At 71.7% G+C, this 16,782-nt stretch carries 13 protein-coding genes and 1 pseudogene; 11 read left to right on the forward strand and 3 right to left on the reverse strand.

What is annotated here, in order from left to right:
• Positions 1 to 217: 217 nt before the first annotated feature.
• The 4 genes from OG456_RS32635 to OG456_RS32650 are packed head-to-tail and all read left to right on the forward strand — an operon-like array spanning position 218 to position 5,025.
• On the forward strand, positions 218 to 757 hold the full coding sequence (locus OG456_RS32635) for a (2Fe-2S)-binding protein (protein WP_227293378.1): 540 nt from the start codon (positions 218 to 220) through the stop codon (positions 755 to 757).
• Positions 754 to 1,746 carry a xanthine dehydrogenase family protein subunit M gene (locus tag OG456_RS32640; protein WP_266567306.1) on the forward strand — a complete coding sequence of 331 codons (993 nt, stop codon included), beginning with the start codon at positions 754 to 756 and terminating at the stop codon, positions 1,744 to 1,746. The genes OG456_RS32635 and OG456_RS32640 overlap by 4 nt, the downstream gene beginning before the upstream one ends.
• Positions 1,743 to 3,881 carry a xanthine dehydrogenase family protein molybdopterin-binding subunit gene (locus OG456_RS32645; protein WP_266567308.1) on the forward strand — a complete coding sequence of 713 codons (2,139 nt, stop codon included), beginning with the start codon at positions 1,743 to 1,745 and terminating at the stop codon, positions 3,879 to 3,881. The genes OG456_RS32640 and OG456_RS32645 overlap by 4 nt, the downstream gene beginning before the upstream one ends.
• The gene (locus tag OG456_RS32650) at positions 3,874 to 5,025 is read left to right on the forward strand and encodes an XdhC family protein (protein ID WP_266567310.1); all 1,152 of its coding nucleotides are present in this window, start codon (positions 3,874 to 3,876) and stop codon (positions 5,023 to 5,025) included. Before OG456_RS32645 ends, OG456_RS32650 begins: the two co-directional genes overlap by 8 nt.
• A 53-nt stretch (positions 5,026 to 5,078) precedes the next feature.
• On the opposite strand, the gene OG456_RS32655 is transcribed toward OG456_RS32650, so the two are convergent.
• Positions 5,079 to 8,330, reverse strand: coding sequence for a BTAD domain-containing putative transcriptional regulator (locus OG456_RS32655; RefSeq protein WP_266567312.1), 3,252 nt, complete (start codon positions 8,328 to 8,330; stop codon positions 5,079 to 5,081).
• Between the two features lie 82 nt (positions 8,331 to 8,412).
• Here OG456_RS32655 and OG456_RS32660 point away from each other — a divergent pair, with 82 nt between their 5' ends.
• The 4 genes from OG456_RS32660 (at position 8,413) to OG456_RS32675 (ending at position 13,168) form a co-directional block, all read left to right on the forward strand.
• Positions 8,413 to 9,663, forward strand: a complete 1,251-nt coding sequence (locus tag OG456_RS32660) for an MFS transporter (protein WP_266567314.1) — start codon at positions 8,413 to 8,415, stop codon at positions 9,661 to 9,663.
• 53 nt (positions 9,664 to 9,716) lie between these two features.
• Positions 9,717 to 10,811, forward strand: a complete 1,095-nt coding sequence (locus OG456_RS32665) for an alkene reductase (RefSeq protein WP_266567316.1) — start codon at positions 9,717 to 9,719, stop codon at positions 10,809 to 10,811.
• 287 nt (positions 10,812 to 11,098) lie between these two features.
• Positions 11,099 to 11,302: a cold-shock protein gene (locus OG456_RS32670; protein WP_100598391.1), complete on the forward strand. Its 204-nt coding sequence runs from the start codon at positions 11,099 to 11,101 to the stop codon at positions 11,300 to 11,302.
• A gap of 330 nt (positions 11,303 to 11,632) precedes the next feature.
• A complete protein-coding gene (locus OG456_RS32675; RefSeq protein ID WP_266567320.1) occupies positions 11,633 to 13,168 on the forward strand; it encodes a DEAD/DEAH box helicase in 1,536 nt (511 codons plus the stop codon).
• A 68-nt stretch (positions 13,169 to 13,236) separates the two neighbouring features.
• Here OG456_RS32675 and OG456_RS32680 read toward each other — a convergent pair whose 3' ends face one another.
• Together OG456_RS32680 and OG456_RS32685 are read right to left on the reverse strand one after the other, a co-directional pair.
• Entirely contained in the window at positions 13,237 to 14,199 is a 963-nt protein-coding gene (locus tag OG456_RS32680; protein ID WP_266567322.1) for an electron transfer flavoprotein subunit alpha/FixB family protein, read from the reverse strand.
• Between the two features lie 51 nt (positions 14,200 to 14,250).
• Positions 14,251 to 15,036, reverse strand: a complete 786-nt coding sequence (locus OG456_RS32685) for an electron transfer flavoprotein subunit beta/FixA family protein (protein WP_266567324.1) — start codon at positions 15,034 to 15,036, stop codon at positions 14,251 to 14,253.
• Between the two features lie 142 nt (positions 15,037 to 15,178).
• On the opposite strand from OG456_RS32685, the gene OG456_RS32690 reads away from it, so the two are divergent.
• The 3 genes and pseudogenes from OG456_RS32690 to OG456_RS32700 form a co-directional block, all read left to right on the forward strand.
• Positions 15,179 to 15,847 carry a TetR family transcriptional regulator gene (locus tag OG456_RS32690; protein WP_266569506.1) on the forward strand — a complete coding sequence of 223 codons (669 nt, stop codon included), beginning with the start codon at positions 15,179 to 15,181 and terminating at the stop codon, positions 15,845 to 15,847.
• 205 nt (positions 15,848 to 16,052) lie between these two features.
• Positions 16,053 to 16,424, forward strand: a complete 372-nt coding sequence (locus OG456_RS32695; RefSeq protein WP_266569507.1) for a Zn-ribbon domain-containing OB-fold protein — start codon at positions 16,053 to 16,055, stop codon at positions 16,422 to 16,424.
• A gap of 65 nt (positions 16,425 to 16,489) precedes the next feature.
• A pseudogene (locus tag OG456_RS32700) lies at positions 16,490 to 16,762 on the forward strand (3-hydroxyacyl-CoA dehydrogenase NAD-binding domain-containing protein); the annotation flags it as partial.
• Positions 16,763 to 16,782 lie beyond the last annotated feature (20 nt).

The raw sequence follows: 16,782 nt of genomic DNA on the forward strand, positions 1-16,782 counted from the left end.
AAGCGGACAGGTGTCCGTTAGGTTCGACGTAGCGGACACTTGTCCGCTTAGGTCCACCATAGCGGCAGATCCGGCTCGAGTTAACGGCCGCCGCCCACCGCAAGCGGCCTTTCGGCCGACGAGCGCGCGGCAGGCGCACCATCCCGACGTTCTCCCTCTACGCACACCCCTCGCACACGCACAGCCCTCGCACCCCATGAGCGAAAGAAGGCTGATCATGGCCCCATCGACGTCCAGCGTCATCACGCTGAACATCAATGGTGAGAAGTACACGCTGCCCGTCGACCACCGCACCACCCTGCTCGACGCCCTGCGCGAGCGACTCGATCTGCCGGGCACCAAGAAGGGCTGCGACCAGGGCCAGTGCGGCGCCTGCACCGTGCTCCTCGACGGCCGCCGCGCCGTCTCCTGCCTGCAGCTCGCGGTCGCCGCCGAGGGGCGTGAGATCACCACCATCGAGGGCGTGGCCGACGCCGACGGACTGCATCCGGTGCAGCAGGCGTTCCTCGACCTCGACGGGTACCAGTGCGGTTACTGCACCCCAGGCCAGATCTGTTCGGCCCTCGCCGTCATCGAGGAGCACGCGGCGGGCTGGCCCAGCGCAGTCACCGCCGACGTACGGCCGGAGGCGGGTGTCCCGCCGCTGACCGCCGACGAGATCCGGGAGCGGATGAGCGGCAACCTGTGCCGCTGCGGCGCCTACGTCTCGATCGTCAAGGCCGTCGCACGCGCCGCCGGAACGGAGGCAGTCGCATGAAGGAGTTCGGCTACGAGCGCGTCTTCGACGTGCCCGCCGCGGTCGCCCTGCTCGACGCCGACCCCGACGCGCGCTGTCTGGGCGGCGGCACCAACCTCGTCGACCTGATGAAGACGGGCGTCGAGCGGCCGGCCCGGCTCGTCGACGTACGGGAACTGCCGCTCGGCGAGATCGAGTTGACGCCGGACGGCGGCCTGCGCATCGGTGCCACGGTCACCAACAGCGACCTCGCCGCCCATCCCGACGTGCGGCGCCGCTATCCGATGCTCGCGCAGGCCGTCCTCGCGGGCGCCTCGGGCCAGCTGCGCAACATGGCCACCGTCGGCGGCAATCTGCTCCAGCGCACCCGCTGCGGTTACTTCACCGACCTGGCCAAACCCTGCAACAAGCGCACGCCCGGCAGCGGTTGCCCCGCCATCGAGGGGGAGCACCACAACGCCGCGATCCTCGGTGCCTCCGCGCACTGCGTGGCCGTCCACCCCTCGGACATGGGAGTGGCGCTCGCCGCACTCGACGCCGTCGTCGCGTACGAAACGGCGGACGGCCCGGGCGAGTTGGCGCTCGCGGAGTTCTATGTGCCCGTGGGGGAGACCCCGCACGTGGAGACCGCCCTGCCGCCCGGCGCGCTCATCACCGCCGTCATCCTGCCCCCGGCGCCCGTCGCCGCCCTCTCCCGCTACCGCAAGGTCCGCGAGCGCGCGTCCTACGCGTTCGCGATCGGTTCCGTCGCCGCCGCGCTCGACGTCCGGGACGGAGCTGTCCACGAAGTGCGCCTCGCCTTCGGGGCGGTGGCGTCACGACCCTGGCGCGCACGCGAGGCCGAGCGCGTCCTGACCGGCGGCCCCGCCACCGCCGAGGCCTTCGCCGCCGCCGCTGACGCCGAACTCGCGGCCGCCGAGACGCTGCCCCACAATGGATACAAGGTGACGCTGATGCGCAATCTCGTCGTGGCCGTGCTGACCGAGCTCGCCGAGGAGGCCGCCCGATGAGCACGACGACCACGGCGGGCCCGGTGACGGGCACCGTCGGCGCCTCGTACACCCGGGTGGAGGGGCTGGAGAAGGTCACCGGGGCGGCCCGGTACGCGGGGGACGTCCCCGCCGCCGAACTCGCCCACGGCTGGCTGGTGTTGTCCACCGTCGCCCGCGGCCGCATCCGCTCGGTCGAGTCGGACCCCGTCCGCGGGATGCCCGGGGTGCTGGCCGTGCTGCACCACGGCAACGCGCCGCGCGTCGACGGGAACTACATCGGCATGCTGGGGCGGCCCGACCCGATCGTCGAGGTCTTCCAGCACGACCGGGTGCCCTTCGTGGGCTGGCCGGTGGCGCTGGTCGTCGCCGAGACCACGGAGCAGGCCAGGGAGGCCGCCGAGGCGCTGGTGGTGCGGTACGACGAGGAGCCGCACGACGTCGCGTTCTCCGCCGGACACGCCGGCATCTACACACCGGACGGCGACGGCATGCTCGTGGAGAAGGGCGACCTCGCGGCCGAACTCGCCGCGTCCGTCCATGTCGTGGACGCGGAGTACACCACCCCGGAAGAGCACCACGGCACGATGGAACCGCACGCGGCGATGGCGCGCTGGGACGGCGGACGCCTGGAGGTCGTCGACTCCAACCAGGGCAGCATGTGGGTGGCGCAGGAGCTGGCGAAACTGTTCTCGCTCGACCCGGCCTCGGTGCGGGTGCGGTCCGAGCACATCGGTGGTGCCTTCGGGTCCAAGGGTGTGCGCGTGCACCAGATCCTCGCCGTGATGGCGGCGACCGTACTCGACCGCCCGGTCAGGGTCGTCATGACCCGACGTCAGATGTTCTCGCTGGTCGGCTACCGCAGCCCCACGGCCCAGCGCGTCAGGCTCGGCGCCGACGCCGACGGGCGGTTGCGTGCTCTCGACCATCAGGCGCACAGCCTCACGTCGACGGTCCACGAATTCGTCGAGGCCAGCGCCGGGTTCGGGCGTCCGATGTACGCCGCGGACGCTCACCGCAGCGTCAACCGGGTGGTGCGCCTGGACGTGCCGACGCCGACCTTCATGCGCGCGCCCGGTGAGGCTCCGGGCTCGTTCGCCCTGGAGTCCGCGCTCGACGAACTCGCCGAACGGTGCGGCATGGACCCGATCGCGCTGCGTGCCCGCAACGAGCCCGACGTGGGCCCGGTCTCCGGGCTGCCGTTCGGCTCCCGCAACCTGCTGGCCTGCTTCGACGAGGGGGCCCGCAGGTTCGGCTGGGCGGACCGGGACCCACGTCCCGGCGTGCGGCGCGAAGGGCGCTGGCTGCTCGGCACCGGCACGGCGGCGGCCACCTTCCCGGTGATCGTGGCACCGTCCACGGCGGCCGTGACCGCTGAGGCCGACGGCACCTTCACGGTGCGGATCGGCGCGTCGGACGTCGGGACGGGGGCGCGGACCGCGCTGACCCTGCTCGCCGCGGAGGCCCTCGACGTGGCCGGGGAGCGCGTCCATGTGCGCATCGGCGACAGCGACTTCGGCCCGGCGGCGATCTCGGGCGGCTCGATGGGCACCCGCTCCTGGGGCTGGGCCGTCACGGCCGCCGGGCGCGACCTGCGGGAGCAGTTGGCCCTGGGCGGCGACATTCCGCCGCAGGGCATCACCGTGCGATCCGACACCAGCGCCGCCGTCGGCTCCCTCACCCAGAAGGAACGGCACTCCTTCGGCGCCCAGTTCGCCGAGGTCGCCGTCGACGTCACCACCGGCGAGGTGCGCGTACGGCGCATGCTCGGCGTCTTCGCGGCAGGCAGGATCGTCAACCCGCTGACCGCGCGCAGCCAGTTCGTCGGCGGGATGATCTGGGGACTGTCCATGGCGCTGCACGAGGAGGCGATCCGGGACCAGGCCACGGGCGGCCACGTCGGAGCCGACCTCGCGGGCTACCACTTCGCCGCGAACGCCGACGTACCGCTGATCGAGGCGGACTGGGTCGACGACCCGGACGCCGACGACCCCGTCGGGATCAAGGGAATCGGCGAGATCGGCATCGTGGGCGCGGCCGCGGCCGTCGCCAACGCGGTGTGGCACGCGACCGGCGTCCGCCACCGCCACCTGCCGATCCGGCCCGACCGCGTCCTGTCGGCCGGGGCCCCGGCCGAGGGTGACGGCGATGCTTGACATCGCCGACGAGCTGAACCGGTGGGCCGGACAGGGCCGGGACTTCGCCGTCGCCACCGTCGTCTCGGTGGGCGGCAGCGCACCCCGCCCGCCCGGCGCCGCCCTCGCCGTCGACAGCGAGGGCACGGTGATCGGCTCGGTCTCCGGCGGCTGTGTCGAGGCAGCGGTATACGAACTGTGCCTGCAGGTGCTCCAGGACGGCGGGTCCGTCCTGGAGCGGTTCGGCTACAGCGACGAGGACGCCTTCGCCGTGGGGCTCACCTGCGGCGGCGTCATCGAGGTCCTCGTCACGCCGGTACGCGCCGACGCGCCGGACAGGCCCGTGTTCGCGGCGGCGCTCGCGGCCGCCGCCCGCGGCGAGACGGCCGCGCTCGCCCGGGTGGCCCGCGGACCGGCCGAACTGCGAGGCGGGGCACTGCTGGTGAGGGCCGACGGATCGTACGAGGGAGGGCTCGCCGGGGGCTCCGGTCTCGAGCGCACCGTGGCGGGCGAGGCGCGGGCCCTCGTCGCCGCGGGCCGCACCGGCACGTTCGATCTCTCGGCCGACGGCTCCCAATGCGGCGCCGACCTGACCCTCTTCGTCGAGTCGAGCGTGCCACCGCCCCGGATGATCGTCTTCGGCGCCGTCGACTTCGCCGCGGCCCTGGTCCGTACGGGCAAGTTCCTCGGCTACCACGTGACGTTGTGCGACGCACGCCCCGTCTTCACCACGCGGGCCCGCTTCCCTGAAGCCGACGACATCGTCGTCGACTGGCCGGACCGCTACCTGCGGCGCACCACGACCGACGAACGCACGGTCCTGTGTGTGCTCACCCATGACGTGAAGTTCGACATCCCGCTACTGGAGATCGCCCTACGGCTGCCCGTCGCGTTCGTCGGAGCGATGGGCTCACGCCGAACCCACGAGGACCGCGACCGTCGCCTCCGTGAAGTCGGCCTGACCAGCGAGGAGTTGGCGCGCCTGCACTCGCCGATCGGCCTGGACCTCGGCGCCCGCACCCCCGAGGAGACGGCCCTGTCCATCGCGGCGGAAATCATCGCGTCGAGACAGGGCGGCACGGGCGCCCCCCTGACCGCCTCGCGCACACCGATCCATCACGACGGCGAGGCGGGGGAGCGCCGGATGACGTCGGGGCGGATCTGAGATACGACACGACCATAGCTGGAGAGGGCGGGCCATATTCGGTGTGCCCGGCCTCAACGACCCGTGCGGGGAGACGTGTGGAGGCCCCCAGGGTCCTGGCCTGACGCGGCAGCTCGGAAGTGGAGCCGCGCCGTACGGGCCGCCTTCTCCGGTGAAAGGTTCGCACCGTCCCCGTACGCCTCCGCAAAGGCCGGGCCGCCCAGCGCAGCCGTCGCCCTCGCCGTGATGCGGTCCACGTCGCCGCGTTCCGCGGGCGGGAGCGGTGCGCCCGCGCTGCGGCGGGCCGCGTCCGCGGCGCCGAGGAGTGCGGCTGCCCGGCCCCCGTCCTCAGTCAGCGCCGCCGCGCCTGCCAGGCCCTCCAGGGAGAGGGCCACGGCGCGCGGCTCGCCGATGGCACAGGCGACGTCCAGGCCGAGGAGATGATGGGCGGCCGCCCCGGCCGCATCCCCGCGCAGTTCGGCGACGAAGCCCAGTTCGGCCTGGAGCAGATGGTCACCCGCCTCCGACGACACGTCACCGAATTCGTCGCGGATACGCAGCAGATGTGCCCGCGCCGCATCGAGGTCGCCGGAGCGGCGTGCGCCGAGGGCGAGGCCCATCTCCGCGTGGAGTTCGCCGTACTTGTAGCCCTGTTCGGACGCTGATCGCCGCGCTTGCTCGTGCAGTTCGACGGCCCGGTCCCAGTCGCGGTCGAGCAGCGCGAGCCGGCCCAGGCCGGAGAGCCGGGCGGAGACCTCCGCGTCCAGACCGAGTTCCCGCGCCAGACGCAGTCCTTCCTCGTGACGCCGCGCTGACTCCGCGTACCCACCCTTGATCTCGGCGAGCGCCGCGAGTGGCTCCACCGTCTGCAACTCGCCCCACTGGTCGCCGAGTTCACAAAAGATTCTCGCGCTGCGCAGCCCGTCGCGCCCGAGGGCGTCCAGGTCGCCACGGATCAGCGCGTGCATCGACCGCAGCCCGAGAGCCGCGGCCGTACCCCACCGGTCGTCCGCGGCGGCGAAGAGAGCGAGCGCCCGCGAGACCGCCTCCTCACTGGCGGTGAGGTCACCCGACCTGAACAGGCCGTACGCGGAGAACCACAGGGCGCGCCCCCGCCGCACCGGATCGGTGATCGCCACGTCATGGCACGGCGCCGCTGGCGGTCGCTCACCGGTCATCAGTCCGAACGCATCGCTCAATAGGCGGAGTTCGCCCGCGGACGGCACCACCGCGAGCACGGCGGACAGGGCCCGACGGGCCTCGCTCAGGCGGCCGCGCAGCAGCCACCACCAGGACAGGGCGGTGGCCAGGCGCACGGCGTCGTCGGTAGCGCCACTCGTCGACGCGCGCCGCGTCGCCTCGTCGAGCGCCGCCCGCAGATTGGCGGTCTCGGCGTCGAGCCGGCCGAGCCACTCGCGCTGCCCACCGCCACGGAGGCGGGGCTCGGCGCGCTCGGCCAGTTCCGTGTAGTGCCGCAGATGGCGGTGGCGTACCGCGGCGAGTTCATCCGTCTCGTGCAGGCGCTCCTTCGCGTACGCGGCGACGGACTCGAGGAGCCGGTAGCGGGGGCCGGCGCCGCCGGGGTCGGTCACCACGACGACCAGCGACCGGTCGACCAGTCGCGTCACGAGGTCGAGAACCTCGTCGTGGCGCACCCCGTCGCCCGCGCACACCTCCTCCGCCGCGTCCATAGTGCAGCCGTCGCGCTGCACGGCCAGGCGGCGCAGCACGATCCGCTCGGAAGCGCTGAGCAGCTCCCAGCTCCAGTCGATCACCGCCCGCAGAGTCTGCTGACGCGGTGGCGCACCCCGCCGCCCCGACGTCAGCACCCGGAAACGGTCCTCGAGCCGGGCCGCCAACTCCTCTACGCCCAGGGCCCGTACACGTGTGGCCGCCAGTTCGAGCGCGAGCGGGATGCCGTCGAGGCGCCGGCAGATCTCCAGAACCGCCGCACGGGTCTCAGGAGTGGCTTCGTCGGGCGAGAAGCCGGGGGAGGCCGCCGCCGCGCGCGCCGTGAACAGGCTTACCGCGTCGGCGGGCTGCAGTGGCTCGACCAGATGGACCGTCTCCCCGGCGACGCACAGCGGCTCCTGGGTCGTGGTCAAGATCCGCAGGTGCGGTGCGCGGCCCAGCAGCGTCCCGGCGAGCCGCGCCACCGAATCGACGACCTGCTCGCAGTTGTCCAGGACGAGCAGCGTCCTGCGGTCCCGCAGGGCCGTGGCGAGCCGTTGCTCGGGCCCGGCCGCCGCGCCTTGTCCGGGCGGACCCGAAAGCGCGTCGTCGCGCAAGCCCAACGCGGCGGAGACGACCTGGGCGAGATCGGCCACGCTCCCGCGCTCACCGGCGAGTTCGACCAGCCACACCCCGTCCGGGGCGTCCTGGTTCCGCCGGGCCGCCTCGACCGCGAGCCGCGTCTTGCCGACCCCGCCGGGGCCGGTGAGCGTGACCAGGCGTTCCGTGGCAAGGAGTTGACCGATCTCGGCCAGGGAGCGCTCACGGCCCACGAGCGCGGTGAGCGGGGCGGGAAGGTTCGACCGAGGGCGTTCGGACGGCGGCGGCGCGGCTCCCGCAGGAGAGGTCGGGGGAGGTGCGAGCGCCGGGTCCTGGCGCAGGATCGCCTCGTGGAGCGCGGCCAGTTCGGGGCTCGGGTCGAGGCCGAGCTCGTCCGCGAGCCGGCCCCGCAGGTCCGCGTACGAGGCGAGGGCCTCGCTCTGCCGGCCCGTCAGATACAGCGCCCGCAGCTGGACGGCGCGGAGCCGCTCCCGGAGAGGATGGCGCGCGACGAGGTCCGCCAGCTCCCCGGTGAGGAGCGTGAGGTCGCCCGACTCCAGGAGCGCCTCGGCCCGTTCCTCCCGGACGGCCAGCCGCTGCTCCGTCAGACGCTGCGCAGCAGTACGTACGAACTCCTCGTCCGCGAAATCCGCGTAGGCCGGACCACGCCACAACTCCAGTGCCTCGGTGAGGCGTTCGGTCCGTTCGCGCGGACCCGACGCGGATCCCGCCCGGTCCACCAGGGACAGGAAGCGGTCGGCGTCCACCTCGTCCCCGGCCTCGTCGAGACGGAGCCGGTAGCCGGGAGCCTGGCGCACCACGCGGTCGCGGCCGAGCGCCTTGCGCAGCTGAGAGACCTTCGCCTGGAGGGCGTTGGCGGGATTCCCAGGAAGATCGTCGCCCCACAGGCCGTCGATGAGACGGTCGGCGGAGACGGGCCGCCCCTCGTGGACCAGGAGCGCGGCGAGGAGGGCCCTGACCTTCACCTCGGGAACCACGACCGGATCCCCGTCGCCGTCCCACACCGTCAGTGGACCAAGCACCCCGAACCGCATGCGAGCACCGTACACACGCCGTGGCCGCCGACCGTCAGCGGACCGTCAGCGTTCCCGAAGCCCCGACCTGCACTGTCGACGCATGACCGGAACAGATTTCACCAGAACAGAGCCGACCCGCACACCACCCGCCGCCGCACCATCCACCGCCTTCGCCACCGAGAACCGCAAGCTGCCGCTCCCCGCCCTGCTCGCCCTCGCCACCGCTGTCTTCGTCACGAGCCTGACGGAGACCCTGCCCGCGGGTCTGCTGCCCGCGATGAGCCGTGACCTGGGCGTCGGCGAATCGGCCACCGGGCAGACCGTGACGGTCTACGCGATCGGCACCGCCCTCACGGCGATCCCCCTCACCGCGGCCACCGCCGGATGGCGCCGCAAGCGGCTCCTGACGACGGCGATGGCGGGGTTCGGCGTCGCCAACACGGTCACCGCCCTCTCGACGAACTTCCCCCTCACGATGGTGGCCCGTTTCGTGGCCGGAGTCGCGGCCGGCCTGGCCTGGGCGCTGCTCGCCGGCTACGCCCGGCGCCTCGCGCCCGCCCACCTCCAGGGCAGGGCCATCGCGATCGCGATGGCGGGTATCCCGGTCGCACTGTCCCTGGGCGTTCCCGCGGGCACGTTCCTCGGCAAGGCCGTGAACTGGCAGATCGCGTTCGTGAGCATGACCGTCCTCACCGTCGCCCTCCTCGGCTGGATCGCCGCGGCCGTCCCCGACCAGCCGGGACTGCGACAGGGAGCCCGGCCGCCGATGCTGCGGGCGCTCCGCGTCCCCGGCGTGTCCCCGGTCCTCTTCGTCACCCTCGTCTTCGTCCTCGCCCACACCGTCCTCTATACGTACGTCGCCACGTTCCTCGACGGAGTCGGCATGGGGAACTCCACCGATCTCGTGCTGCTCGTCTTCGGCGCCGCGTCCCTGGCGAGCATCTGGATCGTGGGCGCAATGATCAACCGCCACCTGCGCGCCCTGACCGTCGCGGCCGCCCTGCTGGTGGGCGTGGCGGCGGCCGTCCTGGCCCTGCTGTCCGACAGTTCCGCTCTGGTGTACGCGGCCGTGACGCTGTGGGGCCTCGGCTGGGGCGGCGCCCCCACACTCCTGCAGACCGCCGCGGGCGACGCGGGCGGCGAGTCGGCGGACGCCGCGCAGGCCATGCTCGTCACCCTCTGGAACGTGGCCATGGCCGGCGGCGGAATCGCCGGCGGGATCCTCCTCGACCTGGTCGGATCCCGCTCCTTCCCCTGGACGGTCCTCCTGCTCCTGGTTCCCGTACTCGCCGTGGTCGTCACTGCCCGCACCCACGGATTCCCCGCCCGCCGCACGGCGCGGACCTCATGAACGCCCACACCACACCCCGTCACACCACTCACCCCGATTCGAGGAGCACCGCCATGACGACGTCCCGCCTGTTCGACACCGCCCGTCTCGGCGCGCTGACCCTGCCCAACCGCCTCGTCATGGCGCCCATGACCCGTAACCGCGCCTCCGCGGACGGCGTCCCGCAGCCCGTCATGGCCACCTACTACGCCCAGCGCGCCACCGCGGGCCTGATCATCGCCGAGGCGTCCACGCCCAGCGCCGTCGGGCAGACCTACGCCAACATCACGGCCATCCACAACGCGGCCCACGTCGAGGGCTGGCGACATGTGACCGACGAGGTCCGCGCCGCCGGCGGCCGGATGTTCCTCCAGATCCAGCACGGCGGCCGGATCGGCCACCCCGACAACAGCGGACTGACCCCGATCGCCCCCTCGCCGGTGCCGCTCCCCGACACCGTCCACACCCCGACCGGCCACCAGCCCGCCGTCGTACCGAGGGAGATGACGCCCGACGACATCCGCACCACCGTGGCCGACTTCGCCGAGGCCGCCCGCAAGGCCGTGGCGGCGTGCTTCGAAGGCGTCGAGGTGCACGGCGCCAACGGCTACCTCCTCCACCAGTTCCTCGGCCAGGGCACCAACCACCGCACCGACGCCTACGGAGGAACGGCCGAGGGGCGGGTCCGGTTCGTGGTCGAGGTCGTACGTGCCGTCGCGGACGCGATCGGCCCCGAGCGGGTGGGCCTGCGGATCTCTCCGGGACTCACCGTCAACGGCATGGACGAGGGAGACACCGACGACATCTACCCCGCACTCGTCGACGCCCTCTCGGACCTGGACCTCGCCTATCTGCACATCGTCTTCGCCGACCCGGACAATCTGCTCTTCCAGAACCTCCGCAAGCGCTGGACCGGCACGCTGATCGCCAACCCCGTGCTGCCGCGGGAGCGGATTCCGGCCGACGGCGGCAGAAGCGAGGGGGAGCGCCTTTTGGCCGCCGGCGCCGACCTGGTGGCGCTCGGCCGGCCGTTCCTGGCCAACCCCGACCTGGTCGAGCGGCTGCGAGTGGGCGCGCCGGTCAACCAGGTCCGGGACAGGTACCTGATGTACGTGGGAGGGGAGACGGGCTACACGGACTACCCGTCCCTGTCCGACAGCCGGCGGTGAAGTGAATACCAGGCGCCCGGGGCCCCTGGTTTGCTCAATCCGGGGTGAAGGTTCACGGCGACGCGCGAAATATTCTGGCTCACCGTGCTCCGAAGCCCGGTCCGTGCTAGTGTTGATCTCAGTTGCAGTTGTGGTTCCCATAGATACTTCAAGTGCCTTAGGTGACTTCACGTTGCCGGGCGCTTTTCTATTTCCGGATGCATTTTTCCGGGCGGGGCAATCATTGCGGCGACGCCGAGGTCCACACAGTGTGGGCCACGGGCACTGCCCCGAAGGAGAATTTGCATATGGCTACTGGCACCGTGAAGTGGTTCAACTCGGAAAAGGGCTTCGGCTTCATCGAGCAGGAGGGTGGCGGCCCCGACGTCTTCGCCCACTACTCGAACATCGCCACCCAGGGCTTCCGTGAGCTTCAGGAAGGCCAGAAGGTGAACTTCGATGTCACGCAGGGCCAGAAGGGCCCGCAGGCGGAGAACATCGTTCCCGCCTGACGCTGAAGCGTTGAGCGCAGCTGGTGCCCGTACCCTGGTGGTACGGGCACCAGCTCGTTGCTGTTTGCGGGGTATCCCGCCCGGGTAGGCACGACCACCGGGTGGCACACCACCCCGGCGGGGCGCCAAGACCCCCGCACCCCATTGATCCGGCCCGTCCGAGAGCCGCCTGCCGCAGCGGAATCCCAGCATTCCGACGTCAGGCGTCGCCATTCTCCGTACCGGCGCGCCGGCTGATTTTCAGTCTGTTATTCGGCTCGTTCTTGCAATTCGTCCGGCACTCATGCGCCGGGAATTCCTCGATACGTGCCATATCGAGGAAGGTTCTCCATGAACCGTTCAGCTCGCACGAACGACCGCTACTCCAACCCCCGCCGGGGCTCCGCCGGCGGCGACCGGGGCGCCCGTTTTCGACCCCAGGGCCAGGGCCAGGGACGCTCCGGCGGCAAGAGCTCCGGCGGCTACGGGCGCAGGCCCGCCGCGCCGCAGGGCGAGTTCGCGCTGCCTGTCACCGTCACGCCCGCCCTCCCCGCCGTGGAGACCTTCGGTGAGCTCGACCTGCCGGCCGAGATCCTCAAGACGCTGACCGGCCTGGGTGTGACCGTGCCGTTCCCGATCCAGGCGGCCACCCTGCCGAACTCGCTCGCGGGCCGGGACGTCCTCGGCCGCGGCCGCACCGGCTCCGGCAAGACGCTCGCCTTCGGACTCGCGCTTCTCGCGCGCCTCGCAGGTCAGCGCGCCGACGCCAAGCAGCCCTTCGGCCTGATCCTCGTCCCCACGCGCGAGCTCGCCCAGCAGGTCACCGAGGCGCTCACCCCGTACGCCCGGTCGCTGAGGCTGCGGATGGCCACCGTCGTCGGCGGTATGTCCATCGGCCGTCAGGCCAGTGCCCTGCGCGGTGGCGCCGAGGTCGTCGTCGCGACGCCCGGACGCCTCAAGGACCTCATCGAGCGCAAGGACTGCCGTCTGGACCGGGTGAAGATCACCGTCCTGGACGAGGCCGACCAGATGGCCGACATGGGCTTCATGCCGCAGGTCACCGAGCTGCTCGACCTCGTGCACCCCGAGGGGCAGCGCATGCTGTTCTCGGCGACCCTGGACCGCAACGTCGACCTGCTGGTGCGCCGCTACCTGCACGACCCGGTCGTCCACTCCGTCGACCCGTCGGCGGGCGCCGTCACCACGATGGAACACCACGAACTGCATGTGCACGGCGCCGACAAGTTTGCCGCCGCCACCGAGATCGCGGCCCGCGACGGGCGGGTCATCATGTTCCTGGACACCAAGCACGCCGTCGACCAGTTCACCAAGCACCTGCTCGGCAGCGGCGTGCGGGCCGCGGCCCTGCACGGCGGCAAGTCCCAGCCGCAGCGCACCCGCACCCTGGCCCAGTTCAAGGCCGGTACGGTCACGGCGCTCGTCGCCACCAACGTCGCGGCGCGCGGCATCCACGTCGACAACCTCGACCTCGTGGTCAACGTCGACCCGCCGAGCGACCACAAGGACTACCTGCACCGCGGCGGCCGCACCGCCCGTGCCGGTGAGTCCGGCAGCGTCGTCACCCTGGTCCTGCCCAACCAGCGCCGCGACATGAGCCGGCTGATGCGCGACGCCGGTATCCGGCCGCAGATCACCCAAGTCCGGTCGGGCGAGGCCGAGTTGAGCCGTATCACCGGTGCTCAGGCGCCCTCCGGCGTCCCGATCACCGGCACCGCGCCGGCCACGGAGCGCCCCAAGCGCGGCGGTGCCCCGTTCCGCGGCATGGGCTCGCGCCCCGGCCGCGCCGGTGGTGACTCGCGCCGCACCTCCGAGGCCCGCCAGCTCGCCGACGCCCGCAAGGCCGCGCGGGTCCGCCGCGCCGGCTGAGACATACGCACGAAGGCCGGAGGCCCTGGACCGATATCGGTCCAGGGCCTCCGGCCGTTCTGCTGCTGTCAGCCCTTGCGGGTGTTGATTTCCTCGGTGAGCTGGGGGACGACGTCGAAGAGGTCGCCGACGACGCCGTAGTCGACGAGGTCGAAGATCGGGGCCTCGGCGTCCTTGTTGACCGCGACGATGGTCTTCGAGGTCTGCATGCCGGCCCGGTGCTGGATCGCGCCGGAGATACCGTTGGCGATGTACAGCTGCGGAGACACGGACTTGCCGGTCTGGCCGACCTGGTTGGAGTGCGGGTACCAGCCCGCGTCGACCGCGGCGCGCGAGGCGCCGACCGCCGCTCCCAGGGAGTCGGCGAGGGCCTCGATGACCGTGAAGTTCTCGGCGCCGTTGACGCCGCGGCCGCCGGAGACCACGATCGCGGCCTCGGTCAGGTCCGGGCGCCCGGTCGAGGCGCGCGGCGTGCGCGCGGTGACCTTGGTACCGGTGGCCTGCTCACTGAACGTCACGGCCAGCGCCTCGACGGTGCCGGCCGCCGGAGCAGCCTCGACCGGGGCACTGTTGGGCTTGACGGTGATGACCGGGGTGCCCTTGGAGACACGGGACTTGGTCGTGAACGAGGCGGCGAACGCGGACTGCGTGGCGATGGGACCGGAGTCGCCGGCCTCGAGGTCGGTGGCGTCGGTGATGACACCCGAGCCGACCCGCACCGCCAGGCGCGCGGCGATCTCCTTGCCCTCCGCCGAGGACGGCACCAGGACCGCGGCCGGCGACACGCTGTTGTAGGCGGCCTGCAGCGCGTCCACCTTCGGCACGACCAGGTAGTCGGCGTACTCGGACGCCTCGTGCGTGAGGACCTTGACCGCGCCGTGCTCGGCCAGCACGGTCGCGGTGCCGGCGGCACCGTTGCCGAGGGCGACGGCGACCGGTTCGCCGATCCGGCGGGCCAGCGTCAGCAGCTCAAGGGTGGGCTTGCGGACGGCACCGTCCACGTGATCGACGTAGACCAGAACTTCAGCCATGGGACTTCTTCTCCTGCATGCGAAAGAGTGAGACGGAAGGGGACGGCCGGGCTAGATGAACTTCTGGCCCGCGAGGAACTCGGCGAGCTGCTTGCCGCCCTCGCCCTCGTCCTTGACGATCGTGCCCGCGCTGCGCGCCGGACGCTCAGCCGCCGCGTCCACGACCGTCCACGCACCCGCCAGACCCACCTCGTCGGCCTCCAGGCCCAGATCCGACAGATCCCAGGACGTGACCGGCTTCTTCTTCGCCGCCATGATCCCCTTGAACGACGGGTACCTGGCCTCGCCCGACTGGTCGGTCACCGACACCACCGCCGGCAGCGAAGCCTGAACCTGCTCCGAGGCCGTGTCACCGTCACGACGACCCGTCACCACACCACCCTCGACGGACACCTCCGACAGCAGCGTCACCTGCGGCACACCCAGCCGCTCCGCCAGCAACGCCGGAACCACACCCGCCGTGCCGTCCGTCGACGCCATACCCGAGACCACCAGGTCGAAGCCGGCCTTCTCGATCGCCTTCGCCAGCACCAGCGACGTGCCCACGATGTCCGTGCCGTGCAGATCGTCGTCCTCGACATGGACCGCCTTGTCCGCGCCCATCGACAACGCCTTGCGCAACGCGTCCTTCGCGTCCTCCGGACCCACCGTCAACACGGTGACCTCCGCATCGTCCGCCCCGTCCGCGATCTGCAACGCCTGCTCGACCGCGTACTCATCCAGCTCCGACAGCAGCCCGTCCACATCATCACGGTCCACCGTCAGGTCATCAGCGAAATGCCGGTCCCCCGTCGCGTCCGGCACATACTTCACGGTGACAACGATCCTCAAGCTCACGCCGGCTCTCCTACCCTCTGGTTCCTGAAAGTGACACTATGGCACTCAGTACCCTCTGGCAAGGTACGTGGTGCCAGAGGAGCCGCTTCGGTGTTACGTTCCCGGCATGACTGAGGCGACCAGACCGGCCAAGAAAGCGCCGATGCGCGAGGTGCTCGCCGAGGCGGCGTTCCAGCTCTTCCTCGACCGGGGTTTCGAGCAGACCACGGTCGACGACATCGTCGCCCGTGCGGGTGTCGGGCGCAGGTCGTTCTTCCGGTACTTCCCGTCCAAGGAGGACGCGGTCTTCCCGGATCACGAGCGCTGCCTCGCCGACATGACGGCGTTCCTCGAAGAGGCCGACGGCGGTGATCCGGTGGGTACCGTCGCCGACGCGGCGCGCCTCGTGCTGCGCATGTACGCGGCCAACCCCGAGTTCTCCGTGCAGCGGTACCGCCTCACGCGTGAGGTGCCGGGGCTGCGGACGTACGAGCTGTCGGTGGTGCGGCGCTACGAGCGCACCCTGGCGGGCTATCTGCGGGAGCGTTTCGAGGGGGAGCGGGACGGCGCGCTGCGGGCCGAGGTGATCGCCGCGTCCGTCGTCGCCGCCCATAACAACGGGCTCCGCACCTGGCTCCGTTCGGGTGGTGAGGGGGACCCGTACGCGGCCGTGGACCACGCTCTGGGAATGGTGCGCGGTGTGTGGAGTGGCGCGGATCAGGGTGCGGCCCTGCCCGCCGCCGAGGACGAAGTCGTCGTGATGGTCGCCCCGAAGGGTGCCCCGATGTGGCAGGTCGTGCAGCGGATCGAATCGGCCCTGGGTCAGGGCTGAGGGGCTCGATCCGGAGATGGATCGGCTTGATTTGGCACTCAGTACCTTTACAACGTGGAACTCAGTGCCATACGGTGCGGAGGCGCCGACGCGATGGTGCGGCGCATCAGAGCCGAGCGCAGGGGGCCGAGCCGTGTCCGAGACAGCAACCCACACCGCGCCGATCGGGCACGCGGTGTCCCACACCGCGCCGATCGGGCACGCGGTGTCCCACACCGCGCCGACCGGGCCCGACGGGACCGGCCTGACGATCCAGCGCTGCCGATGGTGCGGCACCGCCTCGTTCCGGCGGCTTCTGTGCCCGGTGTGCGCGTCGAGCGATCTGCAGGCCGAACACAGCGACGGTCTTGGCGTCGTCGTGCAGTCCAGCGTCGTGAACCGGTACACGGGCACGGCACGCAACGAGTCCCTGGTCCGATTCCCCGAAGGCTTCGTGTTCCGGTGCCGTGTCGTCGGTGCCGCCCCGAACCTGGTGTGGATCGGCGCCCGGGTGCGACCCGTGGCCGGCAGCGACCCCGACGCGGGGGAAGTGGTCTTCGAGCTGTGCGACACGGGCGGACGCACCGACTGGCAGTGACTCTGCCGCATTGCGACAACTGGTGGCCGGCAACCGCGGGCGGCCGGAAGAGAGGACGATCTTCGATGCGTGCGTTCGGCAGAGTGGGCGTGGTGGGCTGCGGCCTGATGGGATCGGGCATCGCGGAGGTCTGCGCCCGAGCCGGTCTCGACGTCCTGGTCGCCTAGCGCGGCGAAGAGGCGCTTGCGGCGGGCAAGTCCCGTATCACCGCGTCCCTCGACCGCGGCCTGCGCAGCGGCAAGGTGGGCGCGGATGACCGCGAAGCCGCCCTCGCCAGGCCGGAGTTCACCACCGACCTCGACGAGTTCGCCGACCGTGACCTGGTCGTCTCCGCCGTCAGGAGGTCGGGCGCGGCTTC

The organism is Streptomyces sp. NBC_01446 (genome assembly GCF_026340095.1).
Taxonomy (GTDB): domain Bacteria; phylum Actinomycetota; class Actinomycetes; order Streptomycetales; family Streptomycetaceae; genus Streptomyces; species Streptomyces aureus.

Excerpts from the sequence above, each read along its gene's own strand:
- OG456_RS32650 (WP_266567310.1), top strand. The coding sequence starts at position 3,874 with ATGCTTGACATCGCCGACGAGCTGAACCGGTGGGCCGGACAGGGCCGG.
- OG456_RS32675 (WP_266567320.1), top strand. The coding sequence starts at position 11,633 with ATGAACCGTTCAGCTCGCACGAACGACCGCTACTCCAACCCCCGCCGG.
- OG456_RS32655 (WP_266567312.1), bottom strand. The coding sequence starts at position 8,330 with ATGCGGTTCGGGGTGCTTGGTCCACTGACGGTGTGGGACGGCGACGGG.
- OG456_RS32690 (WP_266569506.1), top strand. The coding sequence starts at position 15,179 with ATGCGCGAGGTGCTCGCCGAGGCGGCGTTCCAGCTCTTCCTCGACCGG.
- OG456_RS32665 (WP_266567316.1), top strand. The coding sequence starts at position 9,717 with ATGACGACGTCCCGCCTGTTCGACACCGCCCGTCTCGGCGCGCTGACC.
- OG456_RS32670 (WP_100598391.1), top strand. The coding sequence starts at position 11,099 with ATGGCTACTGGCACCGTGAAGTGGTTCAACTCGGAAAAGGGCTTCGGC.
- OG456_RS32680 (WP_266567322.1), bottom strand. The coding sequence starts at position 14,199 with ATGGCTGAAGTTCTGGTCTACGTCGATCACGTGGACGGTGCCGTCCGC.
- OG456_RS32635 (WP_227293378.1), top strand. The coding sequence starts at position 218 with ATGGCCCCATCGACGTCCAGCGTCATCACGCTGAACATCAATGGTGAG.
- OG456_RS32640 (WP_266567306.1), top strand. The coding sequence starts at position 754 with ATGAAGGAGTTCGGCTACGAGCGCGTCTTCGACGTGCCCGCCGCGGTC.
- OG456_RS32660 (WP_266567314.1), top strand. The coding sequence starts at position 8,413 with ATGACCGGAACAGATTTCACCAGAACAGAGCCGACCCGCACACCACCC.
- OG456_RS32645 (WP_266567308.1), top strand. The coding sequence starts at position 1,743 with ATGAGCACGACGACCACGGCGGGCCCGGTGACGGGCACCGTCGGCGCC.